The organism is Catenuloplanes indicus, from assembly GCF_030813715.1.
Lineage (GTDB): Bacteria > Actinomycetota > Actinomycetes > Mycobacteriales > Micromonosporaceae > Catenuloplanes > Catenuloplanes indicus.
In genome coordinates this window covers 4,543,396-4,563,232 of record NZ_JAUSUZ010000001.1, presented here as the reverse complement: position 1 = coordinate 4,563,232, position 19,837 = coordinate 4,543,396, and the positions used below count along the sequence as shown (strand labels likewise).

Genomic DNA, 19,837 nt, shown 5'->3' with positions numbered 1-19,837 from the left:
GACGGCCTTCGCTGTGGTGCTGTGTCAGTGCGTGCGCGCCGGGCGGCGGTGCGGGCGCTCGCCGCCGCTGGGGCGGTCGTCGCGCGGGCGGTCGTCGCGGGGACGCTCGTCGCGGGCACGCCAGTTCGGGCGGCGGTCGCCGGTGAAGCGGTGGTCGCCGCTGCCGGTGGCCTGGCCACCCTCGCGGGGGCCGTCGAAGCGGCGCGGACGGTCCTCGCGGGGGCCGTCGAAGCGGCGCGGACGGTCCTCGCGAGGGCCGTCGAAGCGGCGCGGACGCTCGCCGTCGAAGCGGCGCGGGCCGCGGTCGCCGCCGCCGCCGAAGCGACGGCCGCGGCCGCCCTCGGAACGGCGCGGCGGCTCGGGCTCCTCCACGACCGGGACGCCGGACGGCTCCTGCGCGCCGACCAGCTCGGTCAGCGCGGCGTCACCGGCGCGGACGCGGGTCTGCGCGGGGCTGACGCCGGCCTTCTCCAGCATGCCGAGCGTGGTGCGGCGCTGCTTCGGCAGGACCAGCGTGGCGACCGCACCGGACTCGCCGGCCCGGGCGGTGCGACCGGCCCGGTGCAGGTAGTCCTTCGGGTCCTTCGGCGGATCGACGTGCAGCACCAGTGAGATGCCGTCGACGTGGATGCCGCGGGCGGCGACGTCCGTGGCGACCAGCACGTTCGTCCGGCCCTCCTTGAACTCCGCCAGCGTGCGGGTACGCGCCCGCTGCGTCTTGCCGCCGTGCAGCGCACCGGCCCGGACGCCGACGACCGCGAGCTGCTCGACGAGCCGGTCCACGCCCATCTGCGTACGCGCGAAGATGATGGTCCGGCCCTTGCGGGCGGCGATCGACGCGGTCACCGGGAACTTGTCCTGCGGCGGGATCAGCAGCATGTGGTGATCCATGGTCGAGACGGTCGCGACCGGCGGTGCGGTCGAGTGCGTGACCGGGTCGGTCATGAACCGCTTGACCAGCGTGTCCACGTCCTTGTCGAGCGTGGCCGAGAAGAGCAGCCGCTGGCTGTCCGCCGGGGTCTTCGACAGCAGCTCGGTGACCTCGGGCAGGAAGCCCATGTCGGCCATCTGGTCCGCCTCGTCCAGGACCGTGATCTCCACCTTGTCCAGGTTGCAGACGCCGCGGTTGATCAGGTCGCCGAGCCGGCCCGGCGTGGCCACGATGATCTCGACGCCCCGGCGGAGCGAGTCGATCTGCCGATCGTACGGCACGCCGCCGACCGCGGTCTTGATGAATACGCCCAGCGGCTTGCCGAGCGGCATCAGCGCGTCTGCCACCTGCATGGCGAGCTCGCGCGTCGGCACCAGGATCAGCGCCTTCGGGTGGTGCGGCTCGGCGCGGCCGCCCATGGCGACGCGGGCCAGCACCGGAAGGCCGAACGCCAGCGTCTTGCCGGAGCCGGTCTGGCCACGGCCGAGCACGTCCCGGCCGGCCAGCGCGTCGGGGACGGTCGCGGCCTGGATCTCGAACGGAGCGGTGATGCCCTCACGCGCGAGCGCGCGCACCAGGCGGTTGGGGAGGCCGAGGTCCTCGAAGGTGACCTCGGGGGTGCTCTCCGCCTCGGCGGCGGGAGCGGACTCGGCGGAAGGGTCCGCGGACGAGTCGAAGAGGGACGGGAACGTGCTGGGGTCAACGAAAGTCGTCAAAGAAACCTCTCAACGGGGCGCATGCTCGCTAAGTGGCCCCGCCGCGGCGAGGGGAGTCGCCGCGAATGCCCTGCAAGAACGCCCTCCGGCAGGCGCTGAAAACGCCCACCGGAAACGAATGATGAATGACAGCCTACCCGTCAACCAGCGATGCGCCGGGGGCATTCCCGGCCCGTAGTGGCGGGGCTCACTGTGTTACCCGATTGGCGTAACGTCCGTTTTGTTCCGTGGGTTACTGGCCGAACAGGTCTCTGAGCTGGTCACCGACCACGATCGACGCGATGATGCCGACGACGATGATCGCGATCGCGACGCTCGCCAGGATGACCATCACTCGGGTGGAATTGCCGGAGTCGGAATTGTCGTTCCACCGCTGCGGCGACAGGATGTGCCCAGTCAGCGACCCTGTGTTCTCGATCGCCGGATTGACCGGAACGCCACGGGACACCGGCTCCCCGCTCCGGGCCGGTGGCGAGTAGACCGTGCCGGATTCGCGGCGCTGACCGCGCGCCCACTGGTGGTACTCCGCGGACGCGGCCACGCCGTGCGGGTCGTCCGCGCTGTCCGGCGAGAGGCCACGCACCACCGGCGTCACCGGGGACTCGTCCCGCGGCGGCCACTGACGGCCGGGCTGAGCGACCTCGGAGGCCGGCCACGGCGGCAGCGCTGCCGCGGGCACGCCGGCCCGGCCCGGCGTGCCCGCGGCGGACGCGGACGACCAGGTGGTCCCGCCCGCGGGGGGAGGCGGGAACGGCGGCACCGGGGACGGCGACGGGAACGGCGGGCCGGGCGGCGGCGCCGGAGGAGCGGGCGGCGTCGGTACGGGCGGACCCGGCTGTGGTCCGGGCGCCGGACCGGGACGGTTCGGGTCCGGGAACGGCGTGGGCGCCGGACCGGGACCCGGCGCGGGCGGCTCGGCCGGCTGCGGCGGCTCCGGCGGTGCGGGCGGCTCGGCCGGCTCCGGCGGCTCGATCGGATCCGGCTCGGTCGCACCCGGCGCACCGGCCCGGTAGACGCGCGGATAACCGGTGCCCGAGCTCGCCGAGCCCACGACACCGCCGGCACCCGGCGTGATCCGGTTAAGCCCGGGCACGGACGCACGCGCCCGGGTCGGCTCGGCCGGAGCGGTGGCACCGGAGCGCTGCGCGGGCAGCGAGTAGTCCGGCTGCACCGCCGCGGGCGTGGAGTCCGGCAGCGTGTAGTCCGGCTGCACCGCCGCGGGCGTGGCGGCCGGCCGGCCGTAGGACGTGGGCGACGCGGCCCGGAACGCGGGCGGCCCACTCGTCACCGGCGGCGCGGACACGGACGCGCCACTGGAGACCGGCGTCACGGACGCGGGCGGCGCGCTGGAGACCGGCGGCGCCGAGACGGGCACTCCGAACGCCGACGACGAGTCGCCGAAGGCCGGTGGCGCGGACGAGACGGGCGGCGCCGAGGCCGGTGCTCCGCTGCCGGGATCCGAGGACGACCCGAAGGCCGGCGGCGCGCTGGAGACCGGCGGCGCCGAGACCGGAGCGTCACCGAACGCGGAGGGCGCCAGGGACGACACCGGCGCCCCACCGAACGGTGGCGCCGAAACCGAGGCGCTGCCGAAGACCGGCGACGCCGAAGCGGACGAGACCGGAGCAGACGAGACCGCAGCGGACGAGACCGGAGACGACGACGTTGGCGGCGACGAGATAGGGGCGGAGGACGCCGGCTCGGGTTCGGCACCGCCGAACGCGAGCGAACTCGGCCACGCCGCCGACTGCACTCCCAGCGGCGGCGCCGCCGGCGCCGCCGGCGTGCTCGTGCTCATCGCCGGCCCGCCGTACGCGGCCGACCCCGCACCCGCCGAGATCGGCGCGGGCACGACGGGCGCCGCCGCCGCGGTCTCCGGCGCAAGCGCGGCCGGTGACGACGCGACGGCCGGTGACGGCTCCGCGATCGGTGCCGGCTCGCTCTGCGCGGTGGCGACCGCCGCGTTGAGTGAGGCGTCGGCCGTCTCCCGCTTCGGCATCGCGAAGTTCGACCAGGCGGAAGCCCCGCCGGCCGACGGCTCCGCACCGGCGGGCCGGTCACCGGCGGCCTCCGCGGGATCCGGGTTCTCCGGCGGTGGCGTGGTGAAGGACAGCACCGGCGCGGGCGTGATCGAGCCCTCCGCCGGTTTCAGCGTGGGAGCCGGGCCATCCGCGGGTGTGCCGTAGTCACCGGCCCGGTAGGTGCGGCCCTCGGCCGGCTGCCGGGACGGCAGGACGCCGAGACCGCCGAGGTCACCCGCGGTCCCGCCGGTCACGGAGGCGCGTCCCACCTGGGCGCGTGCCACCGCCGGGGTGTCCCCGGGTGCGTCCGCACCCTCCACCCGATCCTCGCTCATGACATCGCCTCCCACGTTCCACCCTCGCATAAAACGTGCCATACCCGCGAGTCACGGGAAAGCCGACCCGGGGGTCAGCCGTTGGCGGACGCGGAAGCCCCCGCGGAGGCACTTCCGGAGGCGCTGCTGGCGGAGGATGCGCTGGCAGATGTGCTGCCGGACGGCGGGTTGGCGGGCGCGCCGGACGACGCCGCGGTCGGCGTCGGGGACGGCGGGTCCGGCGGCGTCGGCGGCGTGGTCGGGCTCGGGCTGGGCGTGGTCGGCGAGGGCGTGGGCGATCCGGTCGGCGACGGAGAGGGCGATCCGGAGCCGGTCGGCGACGGCGACGGTGAACCGCTGTTCGTCGGCGTGGGCGTCGGTGAAACCGTCTTCGGCGGCGTCGGGGACGGCTGCGGCTTCGGCGTGGGTGCGGGCTTCGGCGTACCGCCGGCCTTGGCCGGGCCCTCCACCGCGCCGAAGACCCGGGTCGCGGCGAAGAACCGCGACCACTGGATCGACTGCACCTTGACCACTTCGCCGATGGTCGGCGCGTTGACCATCTTGCCCTCGCCGACGTACATGCCGACGTGGTAGACGTCGCTCCACCGGTTGCTGGTGCTGAAGAAGATCAGGTCGCCGGGCAGCAGCGCGGACTTCGACACGGTCTTGCCGCGGGTCGCGTAGTACTGGTCGTTGGCGACGCGGGGGAGCTGGTAGCCGACGCTGCGGTACGCGTCCCACATCAGGCCGGAGCAGTCGTACGTGTCCGGGCCCTCGGCCGCCCACTCGTACCACTTGCCGCGCTGGGCCATCGCGAACTCGAGCGCCTTCAGCGCCTTCGGGTGGGCGACCATGCCCTCGGTGGTGGAGTTGTCGAGATAGTCGGCGCCGAGAGCGGCCTCGGCCGCGTCCTGCTGGGCCGCTATCGCGGTGAGCTGGTCCTCGTTCTGCTCGCGGATCTTGAGCAGCTCGGCCTCGAGCGCCTTGAGCGCGGCCTGCCCGGCGGTCAGCTGGGTGCGCAGCTCGGCCTCGGCGGCGAGCGCGGCGTCCCGCTCGGTGACCGCGGCGATCGCGGCGTCCTGGGCGCGGGTCAGGTCGGCGGCGAGGCTGCCCGCGGTGTCGTCGGTCTCGCGCGGCACCCGCCAGAGCGAACCGATCTTGTACAGGTCGGAGTTGAAGACCTCGGGCGGGAGGGCCGCCTCCTCCTTGAGCGTCTCGGCGGCCGCGGTGTCCCGCGCGGTCTCGGCCGCGGCCAGCACCGCGCTCGCGGACACCACCTTCTGCTCGGCCACGGCGACCGCGGCGGTGGCCGTGGTGAGCTGCTCCTCCAGCGCCAGCGTGCGCTGACCGGCCTGGTTCAGCTCGGTCTGCTTGGCCTCGAGCTGGGTGGCCACCGGGTTGCCGGTGAGCGAGGGGGGCTGGGTGGTGCTGCCGCCGGGTGTGGTGACGCCGGGTGCGCGGGGCAGGGTCAGCGAGCCGGTCGCGGCCGGGCGTGAGCCGCTGTTCGGCACGCCGGGGATGGGGGGTGCCGCGTACGCCGGAGAGCTGATCACCGCGGCCAGCGTGGCGCTCACCACGGCGGTGAAGATCACCGGGCGCACCAACGGAGACGGTGCCGCGCGGTGACGTCCCACATGCGTGTACTGACCCATACCAATCCCCACGTGCTCGCCGGACGATCATTATGGACGGCACCGGCTCGACCCGTTCCCCCTAAGGGTCTACCTCACACTCCCACGAGGTGTCGATCGGTCAATGACTATCCGACGCTGTGAACTCCCTGAGATTCGAGCGATTTGAACGGATAAATCGGAAACAACGCCGCGGGGCCACGACGTGAGATCGGTTGCAGCCGGGCGGTCGTTCAGATTCCGGCCACGTACGCTCTGAGCATGGATTCCGGGTTGAAGCGCACGCTGGAGCAGAAGGTCCACGCCGGGGAACGGCTCACCCGAGATGACGGAATTGCCCTCTTCGGCACGGATGAACTCGCCTGGCTGGGCAGGTTGGCCCACCACCGCCGGGCCGAGTCGTACGCCGACCGGGTGACGTTCGCGGCCGATCGTTCCATCGACGCCCACGAGATCCGGTACGGCCGGGCGGAGGACCCCGCCGCGCACCTGGTGGACGCGGTGCTAAATCTCCGTGAAGATCTCCGACCGTCGTCCGTCACGCTCGTCAAAGAGGACGGTGCGCCGGCCGAGGCGCTGCGCACGTTCGCGGTGGTCCGCCTGCTGCTCGACCCGGCCGTGCACCTCACCGCCGACTACGCCTCGCACGGCCCGGCACTGGTCCAGCTGCTGCTCAACTACGGCGCGGACGACCTGGCCGGCATCCCGTCCGGCGCGAAGGACGACGAGAACGCCCCGGAGCAGCGGTGGCGCAACGCGGACAAGCGCGCGGTCGAACTGGACGCGGGCGAGGAGCTGCTGGAGCTGATCTGGGACGCCGGGCTGCGGCCGGTCGAGCGGGACGCGTCCTTCGGCGTGGTCCGCGAGCACGACGCCCCGGTCCCGCTCGCCGACCGCCGGGCCGTACCGCAGCGGGTGTGGGCCTGATCTGTCGTACCCTCTGATGGTTGTGGTTTCCCGGCTGGAGAGGTGAGGCGCTGTGGCCGCGATCAAGTACACGGCCGGCCGGATCGGTCTCTTCCTGGCGTTCCTGGCGGCACTGTGGTTCGTCGACCTGGACATCTTCCTCAAGTTGATCGCGGCGGTGCTGCTCTCCGCGATCGCCTCGTTCTTCCTGCTCGGCCAGTGGCGGGACGAGATGGCGAACGCGCTGGCCGCACGTGCGGACAAGCGGAAGGCCGAGCGTGCCCGCCTCCGGGCCGCGCTCGCCGGTGAAGAGGAAGAACCGGTCGCGAAGAGCTGACCATGTCACCGGCGGGATGATCGCTTTGGGATATCGAAGCATATTGAGCTGATCACGCCGCGGGTGGTGGAGTGTGCCGACGCACCTCCCCACCCCCAGGAGGCTCAATCGTGTCCACCTCCCGCATCCGCCTCGCCGTGGCGGCCGCCGCCGCCCTGGCGTTGCTGGTCACCTCGACCGGACCCGCGACCGCGCGCCCGGCGGAACCGCACGACACCGGCCAGATCACCCAGTACACCGTCTCCGGCGTGCGCACGGCCGACGCGCGCAACGCGATCGCCCGCACCGGCGCGGCCATCGACGCGGTGCAGGAGCACGGTGTCGTGACCGTCTCGGCCACCGCGGGCGAGCTGAAGTCGATCCGCGCGCTCGGCTTCCAGGTGCAGGCCGTGGCCGCGCCGTCCGCGAGCGACTTCGGCACGCTGGACTTCCCGTCGGCCGACTCGAACTACCACAACTACGCGGAGATGACCGCGGTGATCAACCAGGTGGTCTCGGACCACCCGGCGATCGCCCGGAAGAGCAGCATCGGCCGGTCGTACGAGGGCCGCGACCTGCCGGTCATCAAGATCTCGGACAACGTGGCGACGGACGAGAACGAGCCGGAGATCCTGTTCAACCACCAGCAGCACGCGCGCGAGCACCTGACCGTCGAGATGGCGATCTACCTGCTCAACCTGTTCACCGACAATTACGGCACGGACTCCCGGATCACGAACATCGTCAACTCGCGCGAAATCTGGATCGTGCCGACCGTCAACCCGGATGGCAGCGAGTACGACATCGCCACCGGGTCGTACCGTTCCTGGCGCAAGAACCGTCAGCCGAACAGCGGCTCGTCCAACGTGGGCACCGACCTGAACCGCAACTGGGGCTACAACTGGGGCTGCTGCGGCGGCTCGTCCGGCTCCACGTCGTCGGCGACCTACCGCGGGCCGTCCGCGTTCTCCGCGCCGGAGACCCGGGCGCTGCGCGACTTCGTCAACAGCAGGGTGGTCGGCGGCGTCCAGCAGATCAAGACGAACATCGACTGGCACACGTACTCGAAGCTGGTGCTCTGGCCGTACGGCTACACCACGGCGAACACGGCGGCCGGCATGAACGCGGACCAGTACAACACGTTCGCGACGCTCGGCACGCAGATGGCGAACCTGAACGGGTACACGCCGGAGCAGTCCAGCGACCTCTACATCACGGACGGGGACAGCCTCGACTGGATGTGGGCGACGCACAAGATCTTCGCCTACACGTTCGAGATGTACCCGGGGTCCAGCGGCAGCGGCGGCGGCTTCTACCCGCCCGACGAGGTGATCCCGGCACAGACCTCGGTCAACCGGACCGCGGTGCTGCTGCTCGCGGAGTACTCCGACTGCCCGTACCGGATCATCGGCAAGCAGGCCACGTACTGCTAGTTCCCGGTCACAGTTGACGCAGGCCCCGGTCGATCGGCCGGGGCCTGCACTAGCGTCTGGGGTAGGAACCGTTCCCGCAGCGAAGTCCGGTGTGAATCCGGCGCTGTCCCGCAACTGTGAAAGCCAGGTCGCCTGCGGTGCACGGTTGCGATCATCGCCCCCGCGGACCGGGGCGCGTCGCGACGACGCGTGCCGGTTCGCCGTCGAACCGGAGGTGGCCGTGGCGCGCGGACGTCGTACCCTCGCAGCGATTTTTGCCGTTGTAACCCTGGCGAGCGGATGTGCGAGCCCGGACGAGCCGACACCGCCGGCCGCATCGGCACCGAGCGGCGCCTTCCCGGTCACGGTCGGTGGCGTCACGCTCGGCGAGCGGCCGGACCGGATCGTCTCGCTGTCGCCGACCGCCACCGAGGTGCTGTTCGCGATCGGCGCCGGGCCGCAGGTGGTCGCGGTCGACGACCAGTCCGACTACCCGTCCGGTGTGCCGGTGACGGACCTGTCCGGCTTCCAGCCGAACGCGGAGGCGATCTCCGCGCAGTCACCGGACCTGGTGGTCATCGCGAACGACATCAACGGCATCGTCAAGGCGCTCACCACGCTGAGGATCCCGGTCTACCTCGCCCCGGCCGCGACCTCGCTGGACGACGCGTTCCGCCAGTGGCGCGAGCTGGGCACGCTGACCGGGCACCCGGCGGACGCGCTGGTCACCCAGGTCGGCACGGAGATCGACAAGCTGGTCGCGGACCTGCCGCAGCGCGCCGAGCCGCTGACCTACTACTACGAGCTCGGCCCGGAGCTGTACTCGGCGACCTCCACCACGTTCGTCGGCGCGCTGCTCGGCCGAGCCGGGCTGACCAACGTGGCCGACCCGGCCGACGCGAACGCGGCCGCCGGCGGATACCCACAGCTCAACCAGGAGTTCCTGGTGAAGGCGAACCCAGACCTGATCTTCCTGGCCGACGTCACCTGCTGCGCGCAGAGCGCCGCGACCGTCGCGGCCCGGCCCGGCTGGGACACGATGACCGCGGTGCGGACGAAGCAGATCGTGGCGCTCGACGACGACGTCGCGTCCCGCTGGGGCCCGCGCGTCGTCGACCTGGTCCGCGCGGTCACGGACGCGGTGGCCAAGGTCCCGGCGTGACTCGGCTGCGGCCGCTGTGGTGGCTGACCGGCCCGCTCGCCGTGGTCCTGGCCGGGGTGGCGGGTCTCGCGTTCGGTCCGGTCCCGCTGCCGCCCGTCGCGGTCGCGGCGGAGATGCTCAACCTCATTCCAGGGATACGGCTCGAGAGCGGCCTGGACGAGCGCGAGGTCGCGGTGCTGCTGCGCTTGCGCTTGCCGCGCGTGGTGCTGGGCCTGCTGGTCGGCGCGATGCTGGCCCTGGCCGGCGCCGCCTACCAGGGCGTGTTCCGCAACCCGCTGGCCGACCCGTACCTGCTGGGCGTGGCGGCCGGTGCCGGGCTGGCCGCCACCGCGGTGATCGCGCTGGACGGCCCGCGCGCGCTGCTCCCGGCCGCCGCGTTCACCGGCGCGCTGGCCGCGATCGGGCTGACCTATCTGCTCGGCGCGGCCGGTGGCCGGGAGCGATCGCCGGCCGCGCTGATCCTCGCGGGCGTCGCGGTGGCCGCGTTCCTGGAGGCCGGGCAGACCTGGCTGATGCAGCGGCACGCGGACGACCTGCGGGAGATCTACTCCTGGCTGCTCGGCCGGCTCGCCACCGGCGGCTGGTCGGACGTGCGCATGCTGCTGCCGTACGTGCTGGTCACCTCGGTCGTGGTGCTGCTGCACCGGCGCGAGCTGGACGTGCTCACGGTCGGTGACGAGGAGGCGGCCGGGCTGGGCCTGCACCCACGGCGCTCCCGGCTGATCCTGGTCGCGGCCGCGTCGCTGGGCACCGCCGCGGCGGTCTCGGTCTCCGGGCTGATCGGCTTCGTCGGCGTGATCGTGCCGCACACGGTCCGGCTGCTGGCCGGTGCGTCGTACCGGGCGATCCTGCCGCTGTCGATGCTGTTCGGCGCCGCGTTCCTGATGCTGGCCGACCTGATCGCGCGCACCGCGGTGGCACCGGCCGAGGTGCCGATCGGTGTGATCACCGCGTTGTTCGGGGCGCCGTTCTTCGTGCTGGTGCTGCGCACCCACCGGCGGGTGGCACTGTGATCACGGTGCGGGGCCTGCGGGTGGCGCTCGGCGGCGCGACCGTGCTGGACGGCGTCGACCTCGACGTGGCGCCCGGCGAGTGGGTGACGATCATCGGGCCGAACGGCGCGGGCAAGTCGACGCTGCTGCGCGCGCTGACCGGCCTGGTGCCGTTCACCGGCGCGATCTCGCTGGCCGGTGCCGAGGTCACCGCGTTGCGGCGGCGGGAGCGGGCCCGGCAGGTCGCCACGGTCGCGCAGAGCCCGGCGGTCCCGCCCGGCATGACCGTCCGGGAGTACGTGCTGCTCGGCCGCACCCCGTACGTGCCGGCGCTCGGCCGGGAGTCGGCCGCCGACCTGGCCGTGGCCGACGAGGAGATCCACAGCCTGGACCTGACCGAATTCGCGGACCGGTCGTTGACCACGCTCTCCGGCGGCGAGCGGCAGCGTGCGTTCCTGGCCCGCGCGCTCGCCCAGCGCGCACCGCTGCTGCTGCTCGACGAGCCGACCAGCGCGCTCGACATCGGCCACCAGCAGGACGTCCTGGACCTGGTCGACCGGCTGCGCCGGGACCGCGGGCTGACCGTGGTCGCCACCATGCACGACCTGTCGATCGCGGGCGAGTACGCGGACCGGATGGTGCTGCTCGCGGCCGGCCGGGTGGCGGCGGTGGGCACCCCGGCCGAGGTGCTGACCGAGCCGCTGCTGGCCACGCATTACCGGGCCCGGGTCCGTGTCCTGCCCGGGGAGCACGGACCCCTGGTGGTTCCGGTGCGCTGAGCGGTCAGTTGAGCAGGTGGGCGTAGCGGTCCGGCGGGCCGCTCCAGGCGACCTCGGTGTCGAGCAGCACGGCCCAGTCCGGGCGCCAGTGCGGCGACCGGTGCGTCATCTCCGCGTTCAGCTGGTCCAGCCACGGTCCGGTGATGCCGTCGTACTCCCACCACTCCGGCCAGGAGTCCCAGCGCCGTTCGACGCGGAACTCGGTCGCGCTCGTCTCCACCCGCACGAACAGCCACCGCCCGCGGCCGCCGGAGTCCTCGGCCGTCCACAGTGCGCGGGCCAGGTCGTTCGCCTCCCGGTACGCCGTCCACGAGTTCTCGCCCTCGCGGGTCGCGGGCGGGAACTCGCCGGGCTGCTCGCTGGAACCGTCGATCTCCAGCTGGAACAGCACCGAGCAGCGCCCGTCCCCGCGCGGCGCCCGGTCGCGCGCCCAGGTGACCAGCGCGGTCAGCTCCGGCGGCGCCGGGTAGGTGGTCTCGTCCGGCCGGTCCAGCTCCTGGGCCTGCCGCATCGCGGTCCAGACCAGCTGCTGGTGCTGTTCGTCGCTGAGCGCGCGGACCCGGCGGCGAACCGGCCGCGCGGCCACCGCCGGCGCGAACGGCGCGGTGCTGCCCGGGACGCCGCCGCCCCGTGCGGCCGCGGCGACCCCGGCGCGCGGGTCCGGCCGCACGGCGCTGATCCGGCCGAGCAGGTTCCACAGCACGGTCTCGTCCACGGTGCGCGCGTATGCGGCGGCCAGCAGCCGGTCCGCGGCCGCGTCCACGGACGCGCGCTCCCGCGCCGAGTCGGCGGGACCGTGCCGGCCCCACTCGAAGACGATCTCGCGCAGCGCCAGCAGCGCCTGCTCGTCGTCGATCACCTCGCGGACCGTGGCCAGCAGGCCGTCGTCGCCCAGGTCGTGCGGGTAGGCGACACGGTGCCAGGCCTTGTCGTACCAGTAGGCGTACCCGAGCTGGTTGACGTTCGCGGCCGTGGTCAGATCCGGCCAGGGCAGCCACTCCGGCGCGTCGGCCAGCACGTCGATCGGCGGGCTGTGGTCGACGGTCCGGCTGTACTCGTGGTCGTAGCCGAAGAGCACCGCCCGGTCGCCGTCGATCAGGACGAGGCGGGACCAGTTGCCACCGTGATCGTCGTGATGCGCGCCGGCAGCGTCGATCCAGTACACGTCCCGGTATCCGATCGTCGCGAGCGCGGCCGCCTGCGCGACCCACCGCGCCCACAGCTGCGGGGGCGCGTCGAGGTCAACAGTGGTGATCTCCATGTGTATAAAGGTGCCACGAAACATCGGCCGAACGGACAGCCGGTCACCTCGTTGACGCACCGGTCGCGGTCCACCACGGTGGGATCATGTATGACGCGATCGTCGTCGGCGCGCGCACCGCGGGCTCGCCGACCGCCATGTTGCTGGCCCGTCAGGGGCACAGCGTTCTTCTCCTGGACAAGGCCACGTTCCCGAGCGACACCCTGTCGACGCACCTGATGCACGTTCCCGCGATGGCCGCGCTCAAGCGGTGGGGCCTGCACGACGCGGTGGTCGCGACCGGTGCGCCCCCGCACACGACGTTCACCATGGACTTCGGGCCGTTCGCGATCGTCGGCCAGCCGCCGCCGTTCGAGGGCGCCACGTCCCCGTACTGCGTGCGCCGCACCGCGCTGGACGAGATCCTGGTCGGCGCGGCCCGGGACGCCGGTGCGGAGGTGCGCACCGGCACCGGCGTGGCGGAGGTCCTGATCGAGGACGGCACGGTCACCGGTGTGCGCACCCGGGACGGCGCGGTCGCGCGGGCCCGCATCGTGATCGGCGCGGACGGCCTGCACTCCACGGTCGCGAAGGCGGTCGGGGCGAAGGCCTACGCGGACACGCCGGCGCTCACCGCGGGCTACTACGCGTACTACACCGGCGTCTCGCGGGACGGCGCGGAGATCTACAACCTCGGCGACCGTACGGTGGTGGTGTTCCCGACCAACGACGGTACCGCGGTGGTGTTCGTGGCCTGCCCGATCGCGGACTTCCCGGACTTCCGCGCGGACGTCGAGGGCAACTACGCGGCCGCGATCGCACGCGTGCCCGGCCTGGCCGAGCGGGTGGCGAACGGCGCGCGCACCGAGCGGATCCGCGGCACCGCGGACGTGCCCAACTTCCTGCGCGAGGCATACGGCGACGGCTGGGCCCTGGTCGGCGACGCCGGCTACCACAAGGACCCGTGCATGGCGGCCGGCATCATGGACGCGTTCCTGTCGGCGGAGTGGCTGGCCGCGGCCGTGCACGCGGGCCTGACCGGGGAGCGGCCGATGGCGGACGCGCTCGCGGAGTACCAGACCGTCCGCGACGAGCGCTTCCTGCCGTACCTGCAGATGACCGTGGGCCTGGCCTCGATGGAACCGCCACCGCCGGAGCAGGCCGCGCTGTTCGCGAAGATCGCGTCCGACCCGGCGGAGAGCACGCGCTTCTTCGGCGCGCTCCAGGGCAGCACACCGATCGGCGAGTACCTCTCGCCGGAGAACGTCGGCCGGATCATGAGCGCCTGACCCGTGGAAGACGCCGGCCGCCGGGCCGGCGTCTTCGGCGTCGGCTACCGGTCCAGCGCGGCGTCCAGGTTGACGGCCGCGGAGATCAGCGCGAGGTGCGTGAACGCCTGCGGGAAGTTGCCCAGCTGCTCGCCGGACGGGCCGATCTCCTCCGCGAACAGGCCGACGTGGTTTGCGTACGTCAGCATCTTCTCGAAGATCATCCGGGCCTCGCGGACCCGGCCGGCTCGGGTGAGCGCCTCGACGTACCAGAACGAGCAGAGGTTGAACGTGCCCTCCTGGCCGGCCAGCCCGTCGTGGCCGGTGTGCGCGTACCGGTGGACCAGGCTGTCCGAGGCCAGCTCGGACGAGATCCGGTCCAGCGTGGACAGGAACCGCGGATCGGTCGGGCCGGAGAACTTGACCAGCGGCATGACCAGCACGGACGCGTCCAGCAGCTTGCTGCCCGGGTGCATCACGTAGGCGCCGATGTCCCGGTCCCAGCAGGAGTTCTGCACGAACCGGTACGCCTGGTTGCCGAGCTTGCGCCACCGCTCGATCGGTGCCGGCAGGCCGCGGTCCCGGGCCACCCGGCAGGCCCGGTCGTACGCCACCCAGGTCATCAGCGCGGAGTAGGTGAACCGCTGCCGCGGGCCGCGGATCTCCCAGATGCCCTCGTCCGGCTCCTGCCAGTGGCTGGCCAGCCAGTCGAGCCGCTTGGAGAGGTGAATCCACAGGTCGTACGAGATCGGCACCTCGCGGTTGTAGAGGTAGACCGAGTCCATCAGCTCGCCGTACACGTCGATCTGCCGCTGGTTGACCGCGTTGTTGCCGATCCGGACCGGCGCGGAACCGCGGTAGCCCTCCAGATGGTCGAGCGTGAACTCGGGGATCTCCGGGCTGCCGTCCACCGCGTACATGATCATGAGGTCACGTTCCCGGTCCCGGTCCGCTTCCTCGCAGCGTTTCTGCACCCAGTCCATGAACGCGGCCGCCTCCTCCAGGAAGCCCAGCCGCATCAGCGCGTAGATGGTGAACGCGGCGTCGCGCAGCCATGCGTACCGGTAGTCCCAGTTCCGGATGCCGCCCAGTTCCTCCGGCAGCGACGTGGTCGGCGCCGCCACCAGCGCGCCGGTCGGGTGGTAGACCAGCAGCTTCAGCGCGAGCGCGGAACGCTGCACGGTCTCCCGCCAGCGCCCGCGGTACTTGCACTGGCTCAGCCACCGCTGCCAGAAGTCCGAGGTGCGCACGAACAGGTCCTCGTTCTCGCCCTCGATCAGCGGGCGCACCTCGCCCTTCCACTCCAGCTGGATCTCCACGGTCTCGCCCTCGTCCAGCGTGAACGTGGCGCCGACGCCGTTCTCCTCGATCTTCAGTGGCACGCTGGTGCGCAGCACGAACCGGCCGGCCCCGGAGGTGAAGACCGCGCCCACGCCGGTCACCAGCTCGACCTGGTGCGACACCCGGCCGTAGTCGAACGCGGGATGGCATGCCAGCTCGAACGTGGCCCGGCCGCGGACCGCGCGCGCCCGGCGGACCAGCAGGTCGCGCGCGGCCGCGGTCTCCGACGTCTCCGGGACCATGAAATCGATCACCTCGCCGACCGCCTCCGCACCGACGAAGCGGGTGACCAGGATGTTCGTCTCGGGCAGGTAGAGCTGTTTCGGACGGGCCGACGCCCGGCTGTGTATCGAGAAGTAGCCGCCCTTCCGGGAGTCGAGCAGGGAGGCGAAGAGGGACGGCGCGTCGAAGCGGGCCGGGCAGTACCAGTCGATGGTGCCGTCCGTGCCGACCAGCGCGATGGTCCGCAGGTCGCCGACGACGCCGTGCTCCTCGATCGGGAGGTAGCCGTTGCGGGGGAGTGTCATGGTTCGTCCTCTCGCTGGGGCTCGCTCCCTAAACCATCGCTCAGGTCAGCGGCTCCGGCAGCGGAACAGCGTGAATGACAGTGAGGCGAGAGACCGCGCGGGTCAGCACTACATAGAGCCTGTTCAATCCCCGTGGTTCCGCGTCGACGATCTCAGCAGGCTCGATGACGATCACGTGGTCGTACTCGAGTCCCTTGACGATCGAGGCGGGGACGATCTCGACCCGGTCGTTAAGTTTGAGTTTCGCCCGCAGGCCGTCCACCGCCGCGTCCGCCGCGATCACCGCCACCGACCCCTCGTGCTCCAGCGCGGCCCGCACCTCACGATCAAGATCAAATTCAAGATCGGACGTCGCGCGTACGACCAGGGAGCCGTCCCGCCGCAGCGACTCGGCCGGTGGGACGTTCACCCGCAGTGCCGGCAGCAGGCGATTGGCCAGCTCGACCACCACGGCCGGCACCCGGAAGCCGACGGTCAGCGGCACCACCGGTGCGCCCGGCTTGCCCAGGTGCGCAAGCGACACCGCCCAGTCCGCGGACGCCCACGGCGCGGTGCCCTGCGCCAGGTCGCCGAGCAGCGTGATCGACCCGTGCTCGCTGCGGCGCGCGATCGCCCGGCACTGCATCGGGGAGAGATCCTGCGCCTCGTCCAGCACCACGTGCCCGAAGCTCGGCATCCGGTCCAGCAGCCCGGCGATCTCGTCCATCAGGACCGTGTCGGCGCCGGTCCACTTCGTGCTCTTGGCCGTCTTGGCCGGCTTCGGCTGGATGATCGCTTCCTGCTCGTCGTCGGTGAGCAGGCCGTCCGCGTGCTCGCGCAGCGCCTCGCGGTCGGTCAGCAGCCGGTGCAGCAGGCCCTCCGGGGTCAGCGCCGGCCACACCTCGTCCAGGAACTCGGTCACCGGCCTCGCCTTCGCCATCCGGCGCTGCCACGACTCCGGCGGCGAGTCGCCCCGGCGTGCCTCCGACTGGCGCAGCAGCAGCGACACCACCCGGGCCCGGACCCGCTCGCGGCCCACTGCGTACGGCAGGCCCTCACGCCGCGCCTCGTCCACCACCCGGCGCAACGGCTCCTCGCCGATCCGCCAGCGGTACGAGCCGTCCGGCACGGTCATCGGCGCGCTCGGCTTGCCGACGTGCGACCAGACCGCGCGGTGCAGCACCTGTGCCATCCGCACGTCGTGCTTGACGACCGCGGCCTCGACCGTGTCCTCCCCGCGGACCGGCAGGCGCGCGATCAGGTCCTCGACCGTGCTCTGCGCGACCTCCACCTCGCCCAGCGCGGGCAGCACCGCCGCGATGTAGCCGAGGAACGCCCGGTTCGGCCCCACGATCAGCACGCCGGAGCGGCGCAACCGCTCCCGGTGCAGATACAGCAGGTACGCGGCCCGGTGCAGCCCCACCGCGGTCTTACCGGTGCCCGGGGCGCCCTGCACGCAGAGCGAGTCGGCCAGGTCCGCGCGGACCAGCTCGTCCTGCTCCGGCTGGATCGTCGCCACGATGTCCCGCATCGGCCCGACGCGCGGCCGCTCGATCTCCTGCGTCAGGATCTTCGACGCGGTGCCCAGCTCCTCGCCGCGATCCAGGTGCTCGTCCTCGAACGACGTGATCGCGCCCTCGACGAATCCGAACCGCCGCCGCACCGCCACACCCTGCGGATCCTTCACGCTGGCCCGGTAGAACGAGCGCGAGATCGGCGCCCGCCAGTCCAGCACCATCGGCTCGCCGGCCTCGTCCGTGACGTGCCGGCGCCCCACGTGGTAGTCGTGCCCCGCGTGCTCCCCGGCGCCGAAGTCCAGCCGCCCGAAGAACAACGGCGTGGACGGGTCGTCGGCCAGCTCCAGCACCCGCCGCGCCATGTGCCGGCCCAGCTGCTCCGCCGTGTACGAATCCCCGGCCACCTTGTCACCGGTGGCGAACAATGCCTCCGCATGCTCCCGCATGCGCCGCAACGCGGACCGGGACGCGCTCAGGTGCTGCCGTTCGGCCGTCAACTCAACTTCAAGATCTGCGGACACGCTGCATCCTCACGCATCTTCGCCGCTGCTCGCTCGCGTATCCGTAGCCCGTCACCTCCGGGCCCGGCGCGTGGGACGTCCGCTCCGGTGCCATCCACCCCGGCCGTCAAGCGGCCATCCACCTTACGCCCCCACACTCCCCTACTCCACCGAATTACGGCATGACGAGACCCGCAGGGTCGGACGCCGGCATGCGGCTGGGATGATCGGGGTGGCTGAGGGAGGGGTGCTGATGACCGACGCGGAGCGGCGCGGGTCGCAGCGGGTGACGATCTCGGACCCGCGGGTCATGCGGGCGCTGGCGCACCCCGCGCGGCTGGCCATCATGGAGCACCTCGGCTCGACCGGGGAGTCGGTGACCGCGACGTCGTGCGCGGAGGTGGCCGGGCTGTCGCCGAGCGCGACCAGCTACCACCTGCGCGCGCTGGCGAAGGCGGGCATGGTCGAGGCGGCGCCGAGCCGGGGCGACGGGCGCGAGCGGCTGTGGCGGGCGGTGCTGCCGTCGTTCAGCATCGACCCCGGCCAGGACGCGTCCGACGACACCCGGGCCGCGGAGATTGCGTTGATCGACGCCTATCTGCAGCGGGACTTCGAGCGGATTCGCGCCTACGCCCGGACCGCGCACCTGGCGCCGCCCGAGTGGTACAACGTCGGCCAGCTCAGCAGCATCGTCTGCACGATGACGCCGGACGAGGCTCTCAAGGTGAACCAGGCCATCATGGACCTGATAGACCCCTACCGCCGCCGTAGCCGCACCGACCCCCCGTCCGACGCCCGCACCGTCGTCATTCACTACGCCGCCACCCCGCAGGACGTCACGGACTGACCGTCCGCCCGGCCGCCCACCGAGCGCGGCCACATCGCCTGCCCCCGGGCTTCCGATCGGCACCCGGCCTTCCGCGGTACCTTGCGCGCGCCATTTGTGAAGCGTTACTTTCGAAGTATGTCTTTCACGTCTGCGCGGGATGTTCATCTGGCGGCCGGGGCGCGCGGGCTGTCGGTGGCGGGGGACCTGATGGCGGCGACGACACTCGCGTTGACGTTGCAGTCGGCGGGGGCAGGCGGCTTCGCGGTGTCCGGGCTGATGCTGGCGGGCGTGCTGCCGCTGGTGCTGCTGGCGCCGCTGACCGGTCGGGTCGTCGACCGGGTGGACAGCCGTTGGCTGCTTGCCGGGGTGGGGCTGGCGCAGGCGGCGGTCTGCACGCTGCTGTCGTTCGTCGGCACGCCGCTGCTGATCATCGCGTTGGTGACGGTGATCGCCTGCGGTCTGGCGCTGACCCAGCCGGCCCTGGCGGCGCTGCTGCCGGCCATGGTGGGCCGCGAGGATCTGCCGCGGGCCATGGCGCTCAGCCAGACCGCGACGTCGATCGGTGCGCTGGCCGCGCCGGTGCTGGCCGGTGTGCTGGTCGGGCAGTTCGGCGCGCGGGTGCCGCTGCTGCTGGTCGCCGTGATGTTCCTCGGGCTGGCCGCGGCCGGGCTGCTGATCCGCACGCGCCGGGGCCGCGCGGACGGCAGCCCGGCGCGGGAAGCGCCTTCGACGCCGCCGTTCCGCTACTGGCGTGACCCGCTGCTCGGCGCGATCACGGTGGCGATCTCGGGCGTCGTGCTCGGCGTCGGCGCGATCAACGTGGTCGCCATCTTCTACCTGCGCGAGACGCTGCACGCGTCCACCACCGCATACGGGCTGATCGAAGCGCTGTGGGCCGCCGGCCTGCTGGCCGGCACGTGGGTGACCGCGCGGGTGGTGCGCCGGATGCGGGACGACGGCGCGCTGGTCTACGGCACGCTGTGCACGCTCGCCGGCACCTGCCTGGCCATCGCGGCGATGGCGGTCTTCCCGGCCGTCGTCTGGGTGGCGCCGCTCTACCTGGTCGGCGGCTTCTTCAACGGCGGACTGAACGTGCAGCAGAACGTGCTGGTCGCGCGCCGGGTGCCGGCCGCATCGCACGGGCGCGCGTTCGCGATCCTGGTCGGCTGGGTGCAGGGCGCGAGCCTGACCGGGTACGCGCTGGCCGGCTTCATGCTCGAGGCGCTGGCCCCGCGCACGCTGGTCTTCGCGCTCGGCACGGCCGGGGCCCTGGTCTGCGCGCTGGTCGCGGCGCCGATCGTGCGCGCGATCCACCGGGAGCGCCGGCCGGTCGCGCCCGTCCTGGCCGCGACCTGACACCCGTACCCAAATGTCGTGGTTCCCGGTTCCTGAAACGGTGGTCGTCGATGACGTGGCCGCCGGGGGACGATCAGGTGCCGTAGCGGACGATCGGGGC

The 19,837-nt window shown here is 72.5% G+C and carries 14 protein-coding genes and 2 pseudogenes; 10 read left to right on the top strand and 6 right to left on the bottom strand.

Annotated features, from left to right (window positions below; translation table 11 throughout):
• Positions 1–24 precede the first annotated feature (24 nt).
• Positions 25–1,647 carry a DEAD/DEAH box helicase gene (locus tag J2S42_RS20485; RefSeq protein WP_307241480.1) on the bottom strand — a complete coding sequence of 541 codons (1,623 nt, stop codon included), beginning with the start codon at positions 1,645–1,647 and terminating at the stop codon, positions 25–27.
• Between the two features lie 232 nt (positions 1,648–1,879).
• Positions 1,880–2,935 (bottom strand): hypothetical protein, encoded by a 1,056-nt coding sequence (locus J2S42_RS20480; RefSeq protein WP_307241478.1) that lies wholly within the window; start codon positions 2,933–2,935, stop codon positions 1,880–1,882.
• On the opposite strand from J2S42_RS20480, the gene J2S42_RS20475 reads away from it, so the two are divergent.
• A complete protein-coding gene (locus tag J2S42_RS20475; RefSeq protein ID WP_307241476.1) occupies positions 2,895–3,833 on the top strand; it encodes a hypothetical protein in 939 nt (312 codons plus the stop codon). The two genes, J2S42_RS20480 and J2S42_RS20475, sit on opposite strands and share 41 nt — an antisense overlap.
• A gap of 244 nt (positions 3,834–4,077) precedes the next feature.
• Here J2S42_RS20475 and J2S42_RS20470 read toward each other — a convergent pair whose 3' ends face one another.
• Positions 4,078–5,574 carry a C40 family peptidase gene (locus J2S42_RS20470; RefSeq protein WP_307241474.1) on the bottom strand — a complete coding sequence of 499 codons (1,497 nt, stop codon included), beginning with the start codon at positions 5,572–5,574 and terminating at the stop codon, positions 4,078–4,080.
• Between the two features lie 300 nt (positions 5,575–5,874).
• On the opposite strand from J2S42_RS20470, the pseudogene J2S42_RS42120 reads away from it, so the two are divergent.
• From J2S42_RS42120 to J2S42_RS20440, 6 genes and pseudogenes are all read left to right on the top strand, one after another.
• Positions 5,875–6,057 (top strand): annotated as a pseudogene (locus J2S42_RS42120) (aminofutalosine synthase MqnE); the annotation flags it as partial.
• 535 nt (positions 6,058–6,592) lie between these two features.
• Positions 6,593–6,856 (top strand): DUF4229 domain-containing protein, encoded by a 264-nt coding sequence (locus tag J2S42_RS20460; protein ID WP_307241473.1) that lies wholly within the window; start codon positions 6,593–6,595, stop codon positions 6,854–6,856.
• Between the two features lie 107 nt (positions 6,857–6,963).
• A pseudogene (locus J2S42_RS20455) lies at positions 6,964–8,265 on the top strand (M14 family metallopeptidase); the annotation flags it as partial.
• A 217-nt stretch (positions 8,266–8,482) separates the two neighbouring features.
• A complete protein-coding gene (locus J2S42_RS20450; RefSeq protein ID WP_370879413.1) occupies positions 8,483–9,409 on the top strand; it encodes an ABC transporter substrate-binding protein in 927 nt (308 codons plus the stop codon).
• Positions 9,343–10,422, top strand: coding sequence for a FecCD family ABC transporter permease (locus J2S42_RS20445; RefSeq protein WP_370879412.1), 1,080 nt, complete (start codon positions 9,343–9,345; stop codon positions 10,420–10,422). Before J2S42_RS20450 ends, J2S42_RS20445 begins: the two co-directional genes overlap by 67 nt.
• The gene (locus J2S42_RS20440; protein WP_307248890.1) at positions 10,422–11,180 is read left to right on the top strand and encodes an ABC transporter ATP-binding protein; all 759 of its coding nucleotides are present in this window, start codon (positions 10,422–10,424) and stop codon (positions 11,178–11,180) included. Before J2S42_RS20445 ends, J2S42_RS20440 begins: the two co-directional genes overlap by 1 nt.
• Before the next feature lie 4 nt (positions 11,181–11,184).
• Here the strand turns inward: J2S42_RS20440 and J2S42_RS20435 are convergent, their stop codons facing one another.
• Positions 11,185–12,441, bottom strand: a complete 1,257-nt coding sequence (locus J2S42_RS20435) for a hypothetical protein (RefSeq protein ID WP_307241469.1) — start codon at positions 12,439–12,441, stop codon at positions 11,185–11,187.
• Positions 12,442–12,527: 86 nt separating this feature from the next.
• Between J2S42_RS20435 and J2S42_RS20430 the strand changes: the two genes are divergently transcribed.
• Entirely contained in the window at positions 12,528–13,709 is a 1,182-nt protein-coding gene (locus J2S42_RS20430; protein WP_307241467.1) for an NAD(P)/FAD-dependent oxidoreductase, read from the top strand.
• A 44-nt stretch (positions 13,710–13,753) separates the two neighbouring features.
• Here J2S42_RS20430 and J2S42_RS20425 read toward each other — a convergent pair whose 3' ends face one another.
• Positions 13,754–15,556 (bottom strand): glycoside hydrolase family 15 protein, encoded by a 1,803-nt coding sequence (locus J2S42_RS20425; protein WP_307241465.1) that lies wholly within the window; start codon positions 15,554–15,556, stop codon positions 13,754–13,756.
• A 40-nt stretch (positions 15,557–15,596) separates the two neighbouring features.
• Positions 15,597–17,573 carry a HelD family protein gene (locus J2S42_RS20420; protein ID WP_307241463.1) on the bottom strand — a complete coding sequence of 659 codons (1,977 nt, stop codon included), beginning with the start codon at positions 17,571–17,573 and terminating at the stop codon, positions 15,597–15,599.
• A 232-nt stretch (positions 17,574–17,805) separates the two neighbouring features.
• Between J2S42_RS20420 and J2S42_RS20415 the strand changes: the two genes are divergently transcribed.
• Both J2S42_RS20415 and J2S42_RS20410 read left to right on the top strand, forming a co-directional pair.
• Entirely contained in the window at positions 17,806–18,399 is a 594-nt protein-coding gene (locus tag J2S42_RS20415; protein ID WP_307241461.1) for an ArsR/SmtB family transcription factor, read from the top strand.
• 117 nt (positions 18,400–18,516) lie between these two features.
• A complete protein-coding gene (locus J2S42_RS20410) occupies positions 18,517–19,737 on the top strand; it encodes an MFS transporter (RefSeq protein WP_307241459.1) in 1,221 nt (406 codons plus the stop codon).
• Positions 19,738–19,837 lie beyond the last annotated feature (100 nt).

Excerpts from the sequence above, each read along its gene's own strand:
- J2S42_RS20435 (WP_307241469.1), bottom strand. The coding sequence starts at position 12,441 with ATGGAGATCACCACTGTTGACCTCGACGCGCCCCCGCAGCTGTGGGCG.
- J2S42_RS20430 (WP_307241467.1), top strand. The coding sequence starts at position 12,528 with ATGTATGACGCGATCGTCGTCGGCGCGCGCACCGCGGGCTCGCCGACC.
- J2S42_RS20425 (WP_307241465.1), bottom strand. The coding sequence starts at position 15,556 with ATGACACTCCCCCGCAACGGCTACCTCCCGATCGAGGAGCACGGCGTC.
- J2S42_RS20415 (WP_307241461.1), top strand. The coding sequence starts at position 17,806 with ATGACCGACGCGGAGCGGCGCGGGTCGCAGCGGGTGACGATCTCGGAC.
- J2S42_RS20410 (WP_307241459.1), top strand. The coding sequence starts at position 18,517 with ATGTCTTTCACGTCTGCGCGGGATGTTCATCTGGCGGCCGGGGCGCGC.